Below are 14,707 nucleotides of genomic sequence, written 5' to 3' on the forward strand. Positions count from 1 at the left end.
GGTCTCGGTACCAGCTCCGGTGCAGGACTCTCACCGTTGCTCTTCATCGCCCCCGCAACGTTCGGCTTCAGTGTCGCGATCTTGACCGAGCGCCTCAGCCCGCTCGACCCATTCGAACGCCTGGCCGCGGTTGCCGTCGGGGCATCGCTCGCGATGAGCCCACTCCTGCTGAGCCTTTCACCCAGCGAGGCGTTCCCGACGTCGTTCGAATCGTTCGGTTGGGTGGTCGCGATCGGGGCCTTCTCGGCGCTGATCCCGATGACGATCTACGCCGCCGCCGCACCCGTCATCGGCACGGCCCGCACCGCTGCGTCCGGAGCATGTGAATTGCCGACCGTCTTCCTCATCGGCTCGGTGTTCTTCAGCGAAGCCATCACGCTCGGACACCTCGCCTCGGCCGCGATCATCGTCGGAGCGATTGCGTTGACGCGCAGCGCACGGTCGACTCACGTCGTCCCTGACGAGGATCCACCTGTGATCTCAGCTCCCAGCGTTCATCGCGTCGTCGACGACGTTCTCGAGAAGGCTGGCAAGTTCGCCACCCGTGCCCGAGTCAGCTTCGATGACGAGGTAGGCGCCGTAGCCGTCTTCCAGGTCGAGCCAGGGAACCGAGCCATACGCACCGCCATCGCTGATCCGGCCAGTCTCACGATCGACCCACCAGCCCATCCCATAACCGGTTGATTCACCAGCGCTGCCCTCGTACGCCGCTGCAATCCGATCGGCGTGCATCGTGTCGAGCGCAGCTTGTGACAGCACCTGATTCTCGCCGCACATTCCGCCGCGCAAATGCATCAAGAGCAACTTGGCATAGTCGCCCGTGGTCGCATAGGCACCGCCTTCGATCTGCGGGTTCTCCGTGTCGGTGAGCATCGACGGCCCGTCAGCGATGAACTCGGCGGGGTAGCCGAATCCACCGGCCTGCGCCCAGTGGTTGTTGAACCCGAGAGTTTCGAGGCCACACGGCTCGACGTAGATCTCATCGATGAGCTTCGCCCAGGTCTGACCCGACACGGTCTCGGCGACGGCTCCTGCGACCTGCCACTGGGCGCCGCCATAGCGGAACTCGGTGTCGGGCGGAACGATGTCTCCATCATCGTCGGGCGTCTGGAAGATCGCCGCCCCGCACTCTTCGAGTTCTGAGTCGGTGAAAAACTGGCACAGGTACGGGGGGTACGCAGGATTCGGACCCAGCCCAACAAGCCCCGAACTGTTCGATATCAATTGCGCCGTGGTGATCTCAGGGTTGCCATCCCATCCGGTCACGTCAGCCACAGGCGCATCGATATCGATGAGACCGTCATCCTGGAGTGCAAGAAGCACCCCGGCGGCGATCATCTTGCTCGACGACGCAATGAGCGAGATGCGTTCGGCCGAAAACTCTCCCCAGTAGTCCTCGTGCACCACGCCGTCGTCGGCATCAACGATGACGAGGCCGGCACCGTCGAGGTCGTTCGTCTCAACGAAGTCGCCAACAATCGGACCGATCGCACCAAAGTCGTACCCTCCCTCCTCGGCAGGCCCATCGGTTTCTACCGGCACATCAGTCTCAACCGGCGCATCAGTCTCAGCTGGCGCCTCGGTCTCAGCTGGCGCCTCGGTCTCAACCGGCACATCAGTCTCAACCGGCACATCGGTCTGAACCGGCGCGTTCTTCTCGGCCACGGGGGTTGCTGCATCGTCACCGTCACTCGACGCGCAACTGGCGGCAACGAGGGACAACAAGGCAATGATCACGAGGCGACGACGATTCATGCCCGGAATATATTTCCAACCGCAGGCGGAACGGACGACGCTGCTGTCGATTCTGTCAGAACTGCAACACTTGAGCGATGAGCGATGACCGCATGCCCAAGCCACCCACCGAGCAGACGCTCGAACTGCTCGCCGCTGCGTCGGGTGCTTTTGTCCCGGACACCGCGGACATGGATCGGGTCACTCGCGGCCTGGTTGCGACACACCCCACCGGAGTGATCGAAGAGAACGGGCGCACGGTGTGGGATATCGGCCGCCACGACTTCGTGCGCGATTCCGAAGTCGCACCTGACTCGGTCAACGCCAGCCTCTGGAATCAAGCGCGGTTGAACGCCGTCCACGGCCTGTTCGAAGTCGCACCCGGCTTGTGGCAGGCACGCGGGTACGACATCTCGAACATCACGTTCATCGCTGGCGACACCGGCTGGCTCATCATCGACCCACTCACGAGCGAGGCATGTGCAAAGGCCTGCCTCGATCTGGCCAATGCTGAACTTGGCGAACGACCCGTCGTCGGGATCATCTACACCCACAGCCACATCGATCACTTCGGCGGAGTCCGCGGCGTCGTCACCGACGAACAGGTCGAATCAGGCCAGGTCCGGATCATCGCCCCCGAGCACTTCCTGCACGAAGCCGTCTTCGAGAACGTCATCGCAGGGCCGGCGATGGGCCGCCGCGCCAACTACCAGTTCGGCATGACCCTGCCTGCCGGACCTCGCCAGCACGTCGACAGCGGCCTCGGCAAGGCCACACCGATGGGTCAGATCGGCCTGATTCCGCCGACTGAGTACATCACCGAGACCGGACAGGAGAAGACGGTCGACGGCATCCGGATCATCTTCCAGCTCACGCCCGAGGCCGAGGCCCCAGCCGAGATGAACTTCTTCTTCCCCGAGCGCGGTCCCGAGCAAGCCGACGGGTCACGCAAGGGTTGGTTGTGCATGGCGGAGAACTGCTCGCACAACATGCACAACCTGCTGCCACTGCGTGGTGCCCAGGCCCGCGACTCGCTCGGCTGGTCGAAGTACATCAACGAGGCGCTGGAACTGTTCGGGGCCGATAGTGCACTGATGTTTGCCAGTCACCATTGGCCTCGTTGGGGCACCGACGATGTGGCGCAGTTCCTCCGACACCAGCGCGACCTCTACCGCTGGATGCACGATCAGACCATGCGGCTCGCGAACAAGGGTCTCGTGCCGACCGAGATCGCCGAAGAGCTCGAACTGCCCCAGGCGTTCACCGATCAGATCCACACGCGCGGCTACTACGGCGCACTCGTCCACAACGCCAAGGCCGTCTACCAGCGCTACCTCGGCTGGTACGACGGCAACCCCGCCCACCTCTGGATGCGCACCCCGGTTGATGCCGGCACACGGTATGTCGAGCTGGCGGGCGGCGCCGAGGCCCTGCTCGCTCATGCGCAGGCGGCGTACGACACCGGTGATTACCGGTGGGTCGCCGAAGTGGTCAACCATCTCGTGTTCGCCGACCCGGCGAATCAGGCAGCGCGTGGACTCCAGGCCGACGCGCTGGAGCAACTCGGTTACCAGGCCGAATCGGCGACGTGGCGCAACGCGTACCTGACCGGCGCACAAGAGCTGCGGCACGGCCCACCACCGGCGCGCCCGGCCCCCGCGCGACGTGGCTTCGCTGTGGCGCTCACGATCGACATGGTGTTCGATGCCATGGCGATCCGTCTCAAGTCCGAAGACGTTGTGGGCGAACACGTCATCACCAATTGGCAGTTCACCGATCTCGACGAGTCCGAAGCGTCATGGGTACTGGCGCTCGAAAATCAAGCAATTCACCACGTCTGCGGCCGACACGATCCTGACGCCGCAGTGACCGTCACGCTGACAAAGGACTTGCTGGTCGACATCAGCGGCGGCGGTGTCTCGTTCATCGATGCCGTTGGTGATGGCCTGGTCGCGCTCGACGGTGATCCCAGCGCGCTGATCACGATCTTCGGCAACCTCGACACATTCGAGACAGGCTTCGCGATCGTCGAGCCCTAGATCCGAAAAATGCGGGCTCAGCACCGGGTGTCTGGTTGAGAGTTCAGAGGGAGGGGCGAGGAGCGAGGGGCCAGTCTTAAAAACTGAGCATGCTTGATTGACCGCTTCCAGCACCCGCAACGTCTGGCTGTTTGACGGTGCCTGAGACTGCGACCTTCCAAAAGGCGCGGTAGCTCGGGTACTCAATTCCTTCGACAACCCAGCCCGACTCAACCAGCTCGGCGTGCAACTTCGGCAGGTTGCGCCACGGCACGCCCATGTCGACATGGTGGGCCAAATGCCACCCGGTGTTGTACGGCACCATCCACATGCGAGCAATGAGGGACTGCCGGATGACGTGCGTGGTGAGGCGACGATCGCTTGAACGGACCATGCCGCCGTGTTCAGCAATCGAGCGGACGCGGTTCGACACGCGCCACAGCGTCGACCACGACAGCACCCACACCACATACATCAGCGGCCGCATCACTGCGATCGACACGCCAAGCATGACGACCTGCACTGCCAAGATGTACTGCGCTTCGCGCGCACCATTGCGAACGGCGCTAAAGAGACCGCGGAAGTTCTTGTAGGCGCTCAGTCCCAACGCGTCACGCTGGAGCTTGCGACGTGCCGAGTCGGGTGGGATCGGGTAGCCCGAGTACAACGAGAGGTCGGGCTCTTCGGGACCCATCTCGTCGCGGTGATGGGCGAAATGCGATCGGCGATATGCCATCACCGCCTGAAATGAGGGATAGGCGAGCATCCGACCGACGAGATCGTTCGCCGTGCGATTCGAGAACAAGAGCCGATGCGCGGACTCGTGGCCGAGGATGTTCAGGCGGGCGTGGCCGCCGCCGAGCATGATGAATGCCAGGACGTACGCCCACCAGGTGTTGAGGTACCCGGCCAGAGCGACAACGCCGAACGACAGCGCGAGGGCGTGCAGCACGGTGCCGACATTGCCCACGTTGTTGATGTGGCGGAGTTCATCGCGCAGCTCACGCTGGGCCATGCCGCGAGCATTGAGCCGATCGGTCGGCAGAACATCGGGAAGCAGATCTGCCGAAGGCACCATCGTGGGCACCGACGCGTCGAGGTCGGGGAGCGCAGCCATGGCGTGATGATACACTCTGCGGTCGTGATGAACAAGATTCGTAACAATCGGGTGGGGGTGGGTTGGCGCTTCGCATCCGGGTCCGACGAATTCGGTACGGCGTGCAACGACGCATGACGACCGCACCGATGCGACCCGACGACGTGGCCGCGTTGGGAATCGAACCACTCAGTGCTCGGTCGGTCGTCCTCTCAGCGCTGCTGGGCACACACCCCCCGACCCTGCCCGGGAGATCACTGGTGGCGCTCGCCGAGTTGTTCGGTATTCGACCCGGCACCGCGCGCACCTCCCTGTCCCGAATGGTGACCAACGGCGAACTGATCACCAACGACGGTCACTACTCATTGGCTGGTCGCCTCCTCGAACGACAGCGTGAGCAGGACGGCGGACAGACTGCACCCACTGTCGAATGGAACGGCGACTGGATCGTTGCCGTTGCTGCAAGCGATCGCCGATCAATGGCGGAGCGACGAGCGTTCCGCGAATCGATGGTTGGCTCGCGGCTCGCCGAGCTGCGACCCGACATCTGGATGCGACCTGCCAATACCGCCGGACCGCCACGCCCGGCCGACGTTCTGATCACGTCAGGGCCGCTCGCCTGCGACGATGTCGACGACCTCGTGGCCCGGCTCTGGCCACTCACCGAACTCGAAGCGGCGGCACAACGGCTGCACGACGCACTCACTCGGCAACGTTCAGCGCTCGACCACGGCGAAATCGAACTGATGCCGCAGTCCTTTATGGTCGCAGCAGCCGCGGTCCGCTTCCTGCGCATCGAACCACAGCTCCCGTCGGCGCTCGCTCCTCCGACCTGGACCGCAACCGCGCTCCGATCGGCCTACGACGAGTTCAACCATGACTTCCAAGGGCAGCTCCGCGATTTCTTCGCGGCCACTCGATGACCTCTCGACTCGGATCAGGGCCAGGTCCCAACAGTCTGCTGAACTGCACAACGTGATCGTCGACTGCCACACCCATCTGCTACCCGACCGACTCGCCTCGGCGGTCCGCCGGTTCTTCCGCGACCATGGTCTCGCCGAATTCCACTACTCACTCGATCATCGCGAGGTGCTCGACCGCCACCACGCGGACGGCATCGACACCGTGTGGAATCTGCCGTACGCCCACAAGGCCGAGATGGCTCGATCGTTGAATGCATCGATGATCGAGGTCAGCGCATCGCTTGCTGATCACCCGGTCGATGTCGTGCCGGGCTGCACCGTGCATCCCGACGACAGCGATCCCCTCGCGGACTTCAACGATGCTGTCGAAGCGGGAGCACGGGTGCTGAAGCTGCATTGTTCGGTCGGTGCATATGAGGCTGACGACCCGCGATTGAGCGATGTGCTGGAAGCCGCTGGCGATCGCGGTGTCCCGGTCGTGATCCATGCCGGGCACGGTGTCGATGGTTTCACCGCTGCCGACGAGCTCGCCCCGATCGGGCGGGCTGCGGCGCAGCATCGCGGAACGGCGATCATCCTGGCGCACTTCGGACACCACGCTTTCGAGGACGCGGTCGAGCTGCTTGGCGAACACCCCAACCTCGTCGCTGACCTGACGCCGGTGACGTTCAGCCCCGTCCCAATTACTGCCGACATCGCGAACCGGTACGCGGATCGCATTCTGTTCGGCTCCGATGCGCCAAACACCGGCCATCCGGCCAGCCACCTGCTCGATCTGCTGCGATCCACCGGTGCATCGGAAGCGACCCTTGAGTCGATCTGCTCGAGCAACGCACGCCGCCTGACCAGCGCTACAGCGTGAGTCGGCTGCACGACGGGGACTACCTTCCCAACATGGAGTTGCTTGAAGAGATCATCGAGACAACGACGAACGATGGCGAGATGGCCATCCTCGTCAAGCAGCCCGCGGTTCGCCCCGTCGGTGGCGGTGCGTGGCCGACCGTGGTGATCTTCCACGACGGCCCCGGCATTCGCAACGCCACGCACACCTTCATGGCCAAGCTCGCCGACGAGGGATTCCGCGTGATCTGTCCTGATCTGTACCACCGCCAGGGCCGCCTGTTGGGCATCAATCCTGAGGACCGAGCGGCTGATCCATCGCTCGGCGAGAAGATGCGGACGTGGCTGATGTCGCTGCACGACGACGGCATCCAGCACGACTTCGACTGTGCGTTGAGCGCCACCGGTGCCGACAAAGCCGACCGCATCGCAGTGCTCGGGTTCTGTCTGGGTGCCCGTGCGGTGTTTCGGTCGATGATGCGAATGCCCGATCGCATCGTCGCGGGTGCCACCTGGCATCCGTCATTCCTCGTCGACGGCGAGCCCGACTCGCCGCACCAAACCGCGGCCAACCTGGCCCAGCCGCTGTACATCGGCATCGGTACAGCCGACCAGGTGCAGTCGATTGCGATGCATCAACGATTCTTCGATGTGGTCGAGCCGCTCGCCAACGTCGAAGTCGAGATCTTCGACGGCGCCGACCACGGCTTCACCTGGCCCGACCACCCGACATACAACGAAGCCGCTGCCCAAGGCTGCTGGGACAAAACGCTCGCGCTGTTCAACGCAACCCTGCGTTGAACCGACCGCGCCGCTGACTTAGGCGTTGGGGTCCACGACGATGCGGCCACGCACCTGACCGGCCATGATCGCCTCGCCCTGGTCGGGCAGTGCACTCATCGGGACGACCTCGGTCATCGCGTCGAGTAGATCCGATGGCAGGTCGGTGAGGAGCCGCGCCCACGCCGCGTCACGAGCCTCAATCGGAGCCAGCACCGAGTCGATTCCCTGCAGTCGAACACCACGCAAGATGAACGGCATGACGGTGCTCGGCAGATCGACGCCACCGGCGAGGCCGCACGCCGTGACGACACCCTGATACTTGGTTTGCGCGAGGACCTTGGCCAGCATCGTCGAGCCGACAGTGTCGACCGCGCCGCCCCACGTTTCACCTTCGAGCGGCTTCGGGGCCTCAGACATCTCGGCGCGAGACAGGAAGGCCGACGCTCCGAGGGCCCGCAGGTACTCATGCTGTTCGGGCCGACCGGTCACAGCAGTGACGTCGTAGCCAAGGTTGGAGAGAATCGCGACTGCGACGCTGCCGACGCCGCCAGCGGCTCCGGTGACCACGATGGGTCCGTCGGTCGGCTTGACCCCACCCTCTTCAAGGGCGAGCACGCACATCATCGCGGTGAGCCCCGCAGTACCGATACCCATGGCCTGCACGGCGCTCATGCCGATCGGACGGCGGTTGAGCCACATCGCCTTGACTTTCTGACGCTGGGAGTATCCGCCCCAGTAACGCTCGCCAACGGACCAGCCGGTGAGGATCACTTCGTCGCCCGAGGCGAACTTCGGTGACTCCGATGAGATGACCGTGCCCGAGAAATCGATGCCGGGCACCATCGGGTAGGAGCGGATGATCCGACCCTTTCCAGTGAGGGCCATGCCGTCCTTGTAGTTGAGCGACGAGTAATCGATCTGCACGACGACATCGTCAGCGTCGTAGTCGGGCAGGTCGGCGTCGGTGAGCTGTTCGATCGATGCCGACGCTGTCTTCGGGTTGCCTTCTTCGGCTTCGCGGACGACGAGGGCGTTGAACGTGCCGTTGGAGTTATCGGTCATGGTGGCGATCGTTGCACTTTGCGGCCTCCGGGGTCGAATGCGACCGACGCCGCCTGCAACGCTGAAGGGATGAACGTCGACGAGGTCCCAGTCGCATTCACGCCGTCAGGCGGTTGGACGGGCGACATGCCACCTCCCGTACTCGCCGGATGTGACACACCGCTTGCCGACGGCGCCGTCGACATGCGCGGCCTGTGGCGCGTTGTCAGGGTGACTGTTGATGGAGAGGTCCAGGCCGATCATCAAATGCTCGGCGGCGTGCAACGCATCGAGCAAGCCGATGACCGGGTCACGATCACGGCGGGCGGGGTTGTCCACGACATGCGCTGCGACGGCACCGAGGAACATGGCGTCAACGATGTCGCTGAGTTCGACAAGCAGACGCGGATCGTCGTCGTCGCCACCTTCGAGGAAGGTGTCCACGTACTTCGTCCGGTCGGCATGCCGATTGAGGTACGCCGACGGATCGAGGGCGAGCATCTGATCTGGGACTACATCGGTTTCACCGCCACCCTCGAACGTGTGACCTGACACCACAACGACTTCTCGCTCACCAGCGACGCTCTGACTCGCTCACGCATCATCCCCTTCGGAAAGCTGTCCACATGCGCCACGATGTCCAAGTCGCACTCATGAAACAGCTGATCGAGCGACTGGATGCCGGCACCAACGTCGACGCCGGGCAAATTCGGGCCCAGTCCACGTCCACGTACACCGATCCAGCGCAAGCCGAACGCGAGCGGCAACTATTTTTTCGCGGCACCGCGCAGTGTGTCGGCCTATCAGGCGACCTGCCCGAGCCGGGGTCGTTCATCACGAGCAACGACGTCGGCGTGCCGATCCTGGCGACACGCAACGCCACCGGTCAGTTCCAGGCATTCATCAACTCATGCCGCCACCGGGGCGCCATCGTCGAGACCGAAGCACGCGGAACCAAGCGCCGCTTCACGTGCCCCTTTCACGCCTGGACCTACGACCCCGACGGGGCACTAGTGGGTCTTCCCAAACCCGACCACTTCGGCGAGGTCGACACCGAGTGCCTCGGGTTGAAGCCGCTGCCCGCTGAAGAACGCCATGGGCTGCTTTTCGTCCACCCTGACCCAGACGCCACCCTCAACCTCGACGAACTGCTCGGGGCCTGGTTCAACGACGAGTTCTCCACCTGGGGCTTCGACAAACTCGTGCCAATCAATCGTGACGCGTACGACACCGCCTGCAACTGGAAGCTGGCAATGGACACCTTCGGCGAGACCTATCATTTCTCCTCGCTGCACAAGGACACACTGTTCAACAGCTTCCACGGCAACGTGCAGTGTTACGACGACGACGCCGATGCTGGCGGCCACAGTCACCGCATGATCCTCTGTCGTCGTGACATCGACCAGATGCGCCACCTCCCCGAGGATCAGTGGGACATCACGGTGGCCGGTCTGCCCGTGTACTGGATCTTCCCCAACGTGATCCTCATGCCGTTCCGCGCCGGTGTGTTCCTGGTCCGCGCCTACCCGACTCCAGGGGATCCCGGCCGCCATCTCAGCCGCGTCGACTTCTACATGAAGTCAGAACTGGCTGATGCGACTGGGCCCGAAGCAGCCGAGATCAACGAATTCATCACCAACATCGCGCAAGGCTTCGCCGAGATCATTCGCGACGAGGATTACGTGATGGGTGAATCACAGCAGGCCGCCGCGAACGCCGGTGCGCTCGATGAGAGCCTCTTCGGCCGCAATGAGCCGGCGCTGCACCACTACCACGACACCTACGCCGCAAAGCTCGCCGCGGCGGAGGTGGCCGGCGCCTGAGGAGGCGGCCTGGTCAGGACGTTTCGACGAACTCGACCAAGTTCCCGTCCGGGTCCTCGACGATACCGATACGAATGCCGGGCCGAAGATCGGTAGCCGGTACGACGACCGTGACATCCGCCCCGACGCACAACGCCAGAACCTCGTCGAGATTCGAGACGATCAGCGTCAGATAGCGCAAACCGAGGGCGCCAGGAATTCCTCCGCCGGACGCGGCGGGCGGCGTCTCATCGAAGGCGACCAACTTCAGGAGCGAATCGCCACACTGCACGCGATGCATCGTGCCTCCGCCACCAATCGGCATCGGCATGTCGGCGACATGTTCAAGGCCGAGCAGGTCACAGTAGAACGCCAACGCTCGCGGACCGTCGCTGACGACAATTCCGAGATCGATCGCGGACTTGGCAAGTTGAACTCCCATCGCCGGAACGCTACTCAGTCACCAGCGAACTGATCCGGCCAGGGCCACCTCTGAGGGCTGCCACCAAATGGGCGGGGTGGAACGCTGAGTCAGATTGCCCAGTCAGAAGGCGCTGCCGTCGCGATACCGACCCTCAGGGATCAGCAGGCCACGCACCAGGTTCGCCATCGGGTTGTCGGCAGCAGTGAGCCGGTCGGCAACGGCAAGCAGCGTGTCGCCAAGGGCGGTGCCGCCGAAGATCCAATCGTTGAGCGCGTCGTGGTTCGGTGCAACACTCCCAGGCTGCGCCGCGATGGCCTCGTGGTAGAAGGTCCGCAGGTCGTCGGCAAGGTGCCGAACAAGCAGCGGCATGTCGAAGGCCCAGTCGACCTCGCCCACAGGCGCGTCAGTGATCGAGTCAGCTTCGACCACCGACGCCAGTGCCCGAGCGACGTCGTCGACCTGGTCGGGCTGCGCGCCGCTGACGCCAAACAGCGTGCGCCCGCGAACGGCCCGCGTCTGTGCCGACCAGGTCTTCAATCGCCCCACCTCAGCGAGGAGTCGCCCCGTCAAGGTGTCGTCGACAACCGGCCCGAGGTTGAGCGGGCAGGCCCACTGTCCAGGGCCGGCCTCCTCCGGGAGTGGACCGGCATAGTCGGCAATCGTCGGCTCGGTCGCAGTCGCGAGCAGACCGAATGCCTGGCGCATCACGTTCTTCTGGAACTCAGGGTCCTCGGCCGAACCAAGCGGTCGGCCCAAGGCGAACGGTACCCACAGTGCCCGAGTCGGGCCGACGGCCTCGCTCTGTTCACGTATCAGGCTGATCGACGTGCAGGCGACACCGGCCCGCTCGATGAAGTTGGTGAGGGCGCCAACTGCGCCCGTGCACAGCGGTCAAACAGGAACGAGGAGCGCAACATCAACGCCGTCTGCGGCGAGCATTCGGCCGACCTCACTTCCGGTGTCTTCGAACAACGCCGGATTCGGCATCGCCCCCATGAACGAGTAGTGCCGGGGGCTGACGCCACCAATCTCACCTGAGGCGACCATCTCGTGGAGTCGGTCGAGCGGGAACGAAATGTTCGGATCCTGCTGGAAGGCGCTGCGATCGAAGTTGGTGCTGACGTGCGACAGGACGACGTCGCCCCAGTCGGCATCACTCGGCAATACCCGATAGTCGAGCGCACCGAGGGTAAATGGTGCATCGGTACGGAGGTGCAGGCCGGCGGTCGACACGATCGCAACAGTCAACTCGGCCAACGGCTTTGGCGTCAGCCACCTTCCCGGCTCAATGCGCGACATGGCGTCGGCTCGCGCCTGGAGGTGTTCGGCCTCCGCCTCGTGCAAATCCGCCAGCCTGACCATCAGGCGACCAGCACTTCGCACCCGGTACCGGCAAGAATCGCGTCGACCGCGGACCGGTCCGAATCTGACAGCGCTGCGTACTGCTCGCGCAGCCACACCAAGCACTTGCCCTGATAGCCGAAGGGCGCCTGGGCGTACGTCTGCTCGTCGATCGTGCAGGACATCTCATCAGCGCCCGCCTGAAGTGCCGCTGCATTTGCGATCATAAACGGTGCGTACGTGCGACCGACTTCGTGCAGCAGCGCAACGGTGGTGTCGCTGATCGCATCGCGGTCAACCCAGCCCGCATCGCCGGCGGGGGTCTCCCACCACGACAGGTCGTCCATTCGGTCGACCCAGTTGCGCACGCGCGGCGCCCGGTCGATTGCTTCGCGTGCCGACTCTGGCTCCCAGCTGACCAACTGATGCAGCTGCCCGAACAACCCAAAGTCACCGCGCCCAGGACGGTCACCGAGCAGGAACATCTGCGACTCGAAGTGCGCCGACAGCAGTGCGAGGAGACGCTGGTATGAGTCCTCGATGATCGGCCGATTCTCTTGAGTCGACCCAACCATGGCCCGCCGACCGATCTGCCGTTCGGAGATGTACGCATGCATCTGCTGCCACTGATCGTCGGGGAGATCGAGACCACCACGATCGAGCGGAAGCAGCTTGGACGCCTTGTCGATCGCGGCGTCGTAATACCAGCGGTAGTGGTACATCGGCTTGGTCAACCACTCATCGCCGTAGTCCTCGATGAGGTAGTCGATGAACGCCACCACGGGGTCGGACGGCACGAGGCTGCGCTCGTTGAACATCGTCTCGAGCCGCATGATCTGCGGGCTGCTGTCGACCATCGCTTCGGTGTAGTCGCCATCATCGTTCGGGAAGGCGATCACCGGGATGATCTGCACCGGAACGTCCGGCAGGTTGTCCCACTTCGACCCGCGCAGGATCCAGCGGAACGGGATCTGCCGATAGCGCAGCACCCCGCGCATCTTGATCGAATACGGCGACCCGTAACCGCCACCGAGGAGCAAGGGGTGCCGTTGGCTCACGAGTCGATCGACGCTTCGAGATCATTGAGCGCGGCACGCACGATCAGCGCATAGGTATCAGCAATGGCGACCTCGCGATGGTCCTTCTGAGCTTCAAGACGAGATGGATCGGTCACAACGGCCATGAAGGCCGCTTTGCTCGGGAACTCGTTGAACCGCACCTGATGCCATGCCCGGCCGTCGCCGATGATCGTGTCTTCCACGGCAAACCAGCCGCTGATGCGCACGCCGTGGCCAAGCGCCACCTTGCCCGCCGCGGTTTGGTACTGCTCCATGTGGTCGGGCGTCGTGTGCGCCGCCGCCGCGTCGTTGAAGCGGATGACGTGCATCACCACGACCGGGCCATCGTCGGCGGTCGGCGGGTGTGGCACGTCGGCCCAGTCGATCAGCTCAAACCCCTCCGGCGCCTCGGGCACCGGCATCGGCTGGGTTCCGATGACAATCGTGGTCTCCATACCAGCGTCCTTGTGGTGGTGCGACTTCTGGAACGACGGCAGCGACTGCATGTCGATGAACGATTTGCGCGTTGGGTACTTCACCACGCCGATGCGATCCCATTTCGGTTCGTCACCCAGCAACTGCTGATCGACGTTGCCAAAAAACACCGGTCGAGCTCCGACTGCTGCGAGTGAGTCGAGGGGCGAATACGCGTCATCGGCGTCGCGTCCGCTGATCGTGGATTCGCGACCGTCGGCATAGTCGGCGACCTCGCGATACTTCATCAGGTTGACCATCCACACCGGACCATCGTCCTCCGGCGGCATGGTTGCCATCTTCATCCCATATTCCCTGTTCAGGGTGCCGTAGCGGACCGTGTTGCTCATGACGTGCTCACATTCTCAGACTGTGCAACCAAGAGTTGCATCATCTCGCGGGCCACCATCGGCCCGGCATTCTGGTTCTGGCCGGTCACCAAATTGCCGTCAACGACCCAGTGATTCGCGAGCGGATCGCGTCGACGGGTTTCGCTTTCGAACTCGGCCCCGACCCCACGGAGTTCCCGCTCAGGGTGGTGCGGGGTGGACTGAATACCGAGCTCCTTCACCTGCTTGTCGGTGACAGCCGAGATCTTGCGGCCGGCCACAAGCGGCTTGCCATCCACGTCTTTCGCGTTGAGAAGACCGAGCGGTCCGTGACAGACGCCGCCGATCACGAGGCCTTTCGCGTTCGCATCAGTCATCTTGTCGGCGAGCGGTTCGGAGAATCCGAAGTCGAACGCCGCGCCCCAACCACCGGCGAGGAATACAACGTCGTAGTCACTTATGTCGAGGTCGCCGATCGCGAGCGAGTCGGTGACCTTGGCCTTGAGCTCGTCATCGGCAAGGAACCGATCATCGTCGGCACACCGGATCACGGACTTGATCGACTGCGGGTCGACCGGGATCACCCCGCCGAGCGGGCTGGCCACGTCGACGGCCATCCCGGCGTCGAGGAACGCGTAGTACGCCACGGTCATCTCACTGGCGAACACCCCGGTCGGCTTGCCGATGTCGAGCACCCCAACGTTGGTCGCGACGACGAGCGCCCGTTTCCCGGTGAGGTCAAATGTGGTGGCGTCCGGGTCGTCGGGGTGCATTCCTGCCCGCTGCAGTGCCTTGCGTAGCAGGCGTGCGGGTGGTGTTGGTTGTTTCATCGGTGCTCCTGCTG

The 14,707-nt window shown here is 63.8% G+C and carries 15 protein-coding genes; 6 read left to right on the top strand and 9 right to left on the bottom strand.

Translation table 11 applies throughout. The features are described from left to right. Nucleotides 1–480: 480 nt before the first annotated feature. Complete coding sequence (locus tag ACH2DW_RS04800) at nt 481–1,755, bottom strand: serine hydrolase domain-containing protein (RefSeq protein ID WP_394928578.1); 1,275 nt, start codon at nt 1,753–1,755, stop codon at nt 481–483. A 77-nt stretch (nt 1,756–1,832) separates the two neighbouring features. Between ACH2DW_RS04800 and ACH2DW_RS04805 the strand changes: the two genes are divergently transcribed. Beyond that, nucleotides 1,833–3,773, top strand: a complete 1,941-nt coding sequence (locus ACH2DW_RS04805) for an alkyl/aryl-sulfatase (RefSeq protein ID WP_394928579.1) — start codon at nt 1,833–1,835, stop codon at nt 3,771–3,773. 76 nt (nt 3,774–3,849) lie between these two features. Here ACH2DW_RS04805 and ACH2DW_RS04810 read toward each other — a convergent pair whose 3' ends face one another. Continuing rightward, on the bottom strand, nt 3,850–4,869 hold the full coding sequence (locus ACH2DW_RS04810; protein ID WP_394928580.1) for a fatty acid desaturase: 1,020 nt from the start codon (nt 4,867–4,869) through the stop codon (nt 3,850–3,852). Nucleotides 4,870–4,982: 113 nt separating this feature from the next. Here ACH2DW_RS04810 and ACH2DW_RS04815 point away from each other — a divergent pair, with 113 nt between their 5' ends. From ACH2DW_RS04815 to ACH2DW_RS04825, 3 genes are read left to right on the top strand one after another with little or no spacing between them, the layout of a single operon-like run. After that, complete coding sequence (locus tag ACH2DW_RS04815; protein ID WP_394928581.1) at nt 4,983–5,771, top strand: PaaX family transcriptional regulator C-terminal domain-containing protein; 789 nt, start codon at nt 4,983–4,985, stop codon at nt 5,769–5,771. Further along, nucleotides 5,725–6,633 (top strand): amidohydrolase family protein, encoded by a 909-nt coding sequence (locus tag ACH2DW_RS04820; RefSeq protein ID WP_394928582.1) that lies wholly within the window; start codon nt 5,725–5,727, stop codon nt 6,631–6,633. The genes ACH2DW_RS04815 and ACH2DW_RS04820 overlap by 47 nt, the downstream gene beginning before the upstream one ends. Nucleotides 6,634–6,665: 32 nt before the next feature. Next, entirely contained in the window at nt 6,666–7,412 is a 747-nt protein-coding gene (locus tag ACH2DW_RS04825) for a dienelactone hydrolase family protein (RefSeq protein WP_394928583.1), read from the top strand. Nucleotides 7,413–7,430: 18 nt separating this feature from the next. Here ACH2DW_RS04825 and ACH2DW_RS04830 read toward each other — a convergent pair whose 3' ends face one another. Continuing rightward, the gene (locus tag ACH2DW_RS04830; protein ID WP_394928584.1) at nt 7,431–8,456 is read right to left on the bottom strand and encodes an MDR family oxidoreductase; all 1,026 of its coding nucleotides are present in this window, start codon (nt 8,454–8,456) and stop codon (nt 7,431–7,433) included. 69 nt (nt 8,457–8,525) lie between these two features. Between ACH2DW_RS04830 and ACH2DW_RS04835 the strand changes: the two genes are divergently transcribed. After that, entirely contained in the window at nt 8,526–8,987 is a 462-nt protein-coding gene (locus tag ACH2DW_RS04835) for a hypothetical protein (RefSeq protein WP_394928585.1), read from the top strand. 74 nt (nt 8,988–9,061) lie between these two features. Then, entirely contained in the window at nt 9,062–10,258 is a 1,197-nt protein-coding gene (locus ACH2DW_RS04840) for an aromatic ring-hydroxylating dioxygenase subunit alpha (protein WP_394928586.1), read from the top strand. 13 nt (nt 10,259–10,271) lie between these two features. On the opposite strand, the gene ACH2DW_RS04845 is transcribed toward ACH2DW_RS04840, so the two are convergent. The 6 genes from ACH2DW_RS04845 to ACH2DW_RS04870 form a co-directional block, all read right to left on the bottom strand. Next, a complete protein-coding gene (locus ACH2DW_RS04845) occupies nt 10,272–10,679 on the bottom strand; it encodes a VOC family protein (RefSeq protein ID WP_394928587.1) in 408 nt (135 codons plus the stop codon). A 102-nt stretch (nt 10,680–10,781) separates the two neighbouring features. After that, a complete protein-coding gene (locus ACH2DW_RS04850) occupies nt 10,782–11,417 on the bottom strand; it encodes a hypothetical protein (protein WP_394928588.1) in 636 nt (211 codons plus the stop codon). A 135-nt stretch (nt 11,418–11,552) separates the two neighbouring features. Further along, a complete protein-coding gene (locus ACH2DW_RS04855) occupies nt 11,553–12,023 on the bottom strand; it encodes a glycine/sarcosine/betaine reductase selenoprotein B family protein (RefSeq protein ID WP_394928589.1) in 471 nt (156 codons plus the stop codon). Further along, nucleotides 12,023–13,060: a glutathione S-transferase family protein gene (locus tag ACH2DW_RS04860; protein ID WP_394928590.1), complete on the bottom strand. Its 1,038-nt coding sequence runs from the start codon at nt 13,058–13,060 to the stop codon at nt 12,023–12,025. Before ACH2DW_RS04860 ends, ACH2DW_RS04855 begins: the two co-directional genes overlap by 1 nt. Then, a complete protein-coding gene (locus ACH2DW_RS04865) occupies nt 13,057–13,884 on the bottom strand; it encodes a hypothetical protein (protein ID WP_394928591.1) in 828 nt (275 codons plus the stop codon). Before ACH2DW_RS04865 ends, ACH2DW_RS04860 begins: the two co-directional genes overlap by 4 nt. Further along, complete coding sequence (locus ACH2DW_RS04870; protein WP_394928607.1) at nt 13,881–14,693, bottom strand: type 1 glutamine amidotransferase domain-containing protein; 813 nt, start codon at nt 14,691–14,693, stop codon at nt 13,881–13,883. Before ACH2DW_RS04870 ends, ACH2DW_RS04865 begins: the two co-directional genes overlap by 4 nt. Nucleotides 14,694–14,707: the final 14 nt, after the last annotated feature.

It is taken from the genome of uncultured Ilumatobacter sp., assembly GCF_963980585.1.
Lineage (GTDB): Bacteria > Actinomycetota > Acidimicrobiia > Acidimicrobiales > Ilumatobacteraceae > Ilumatobacter_A.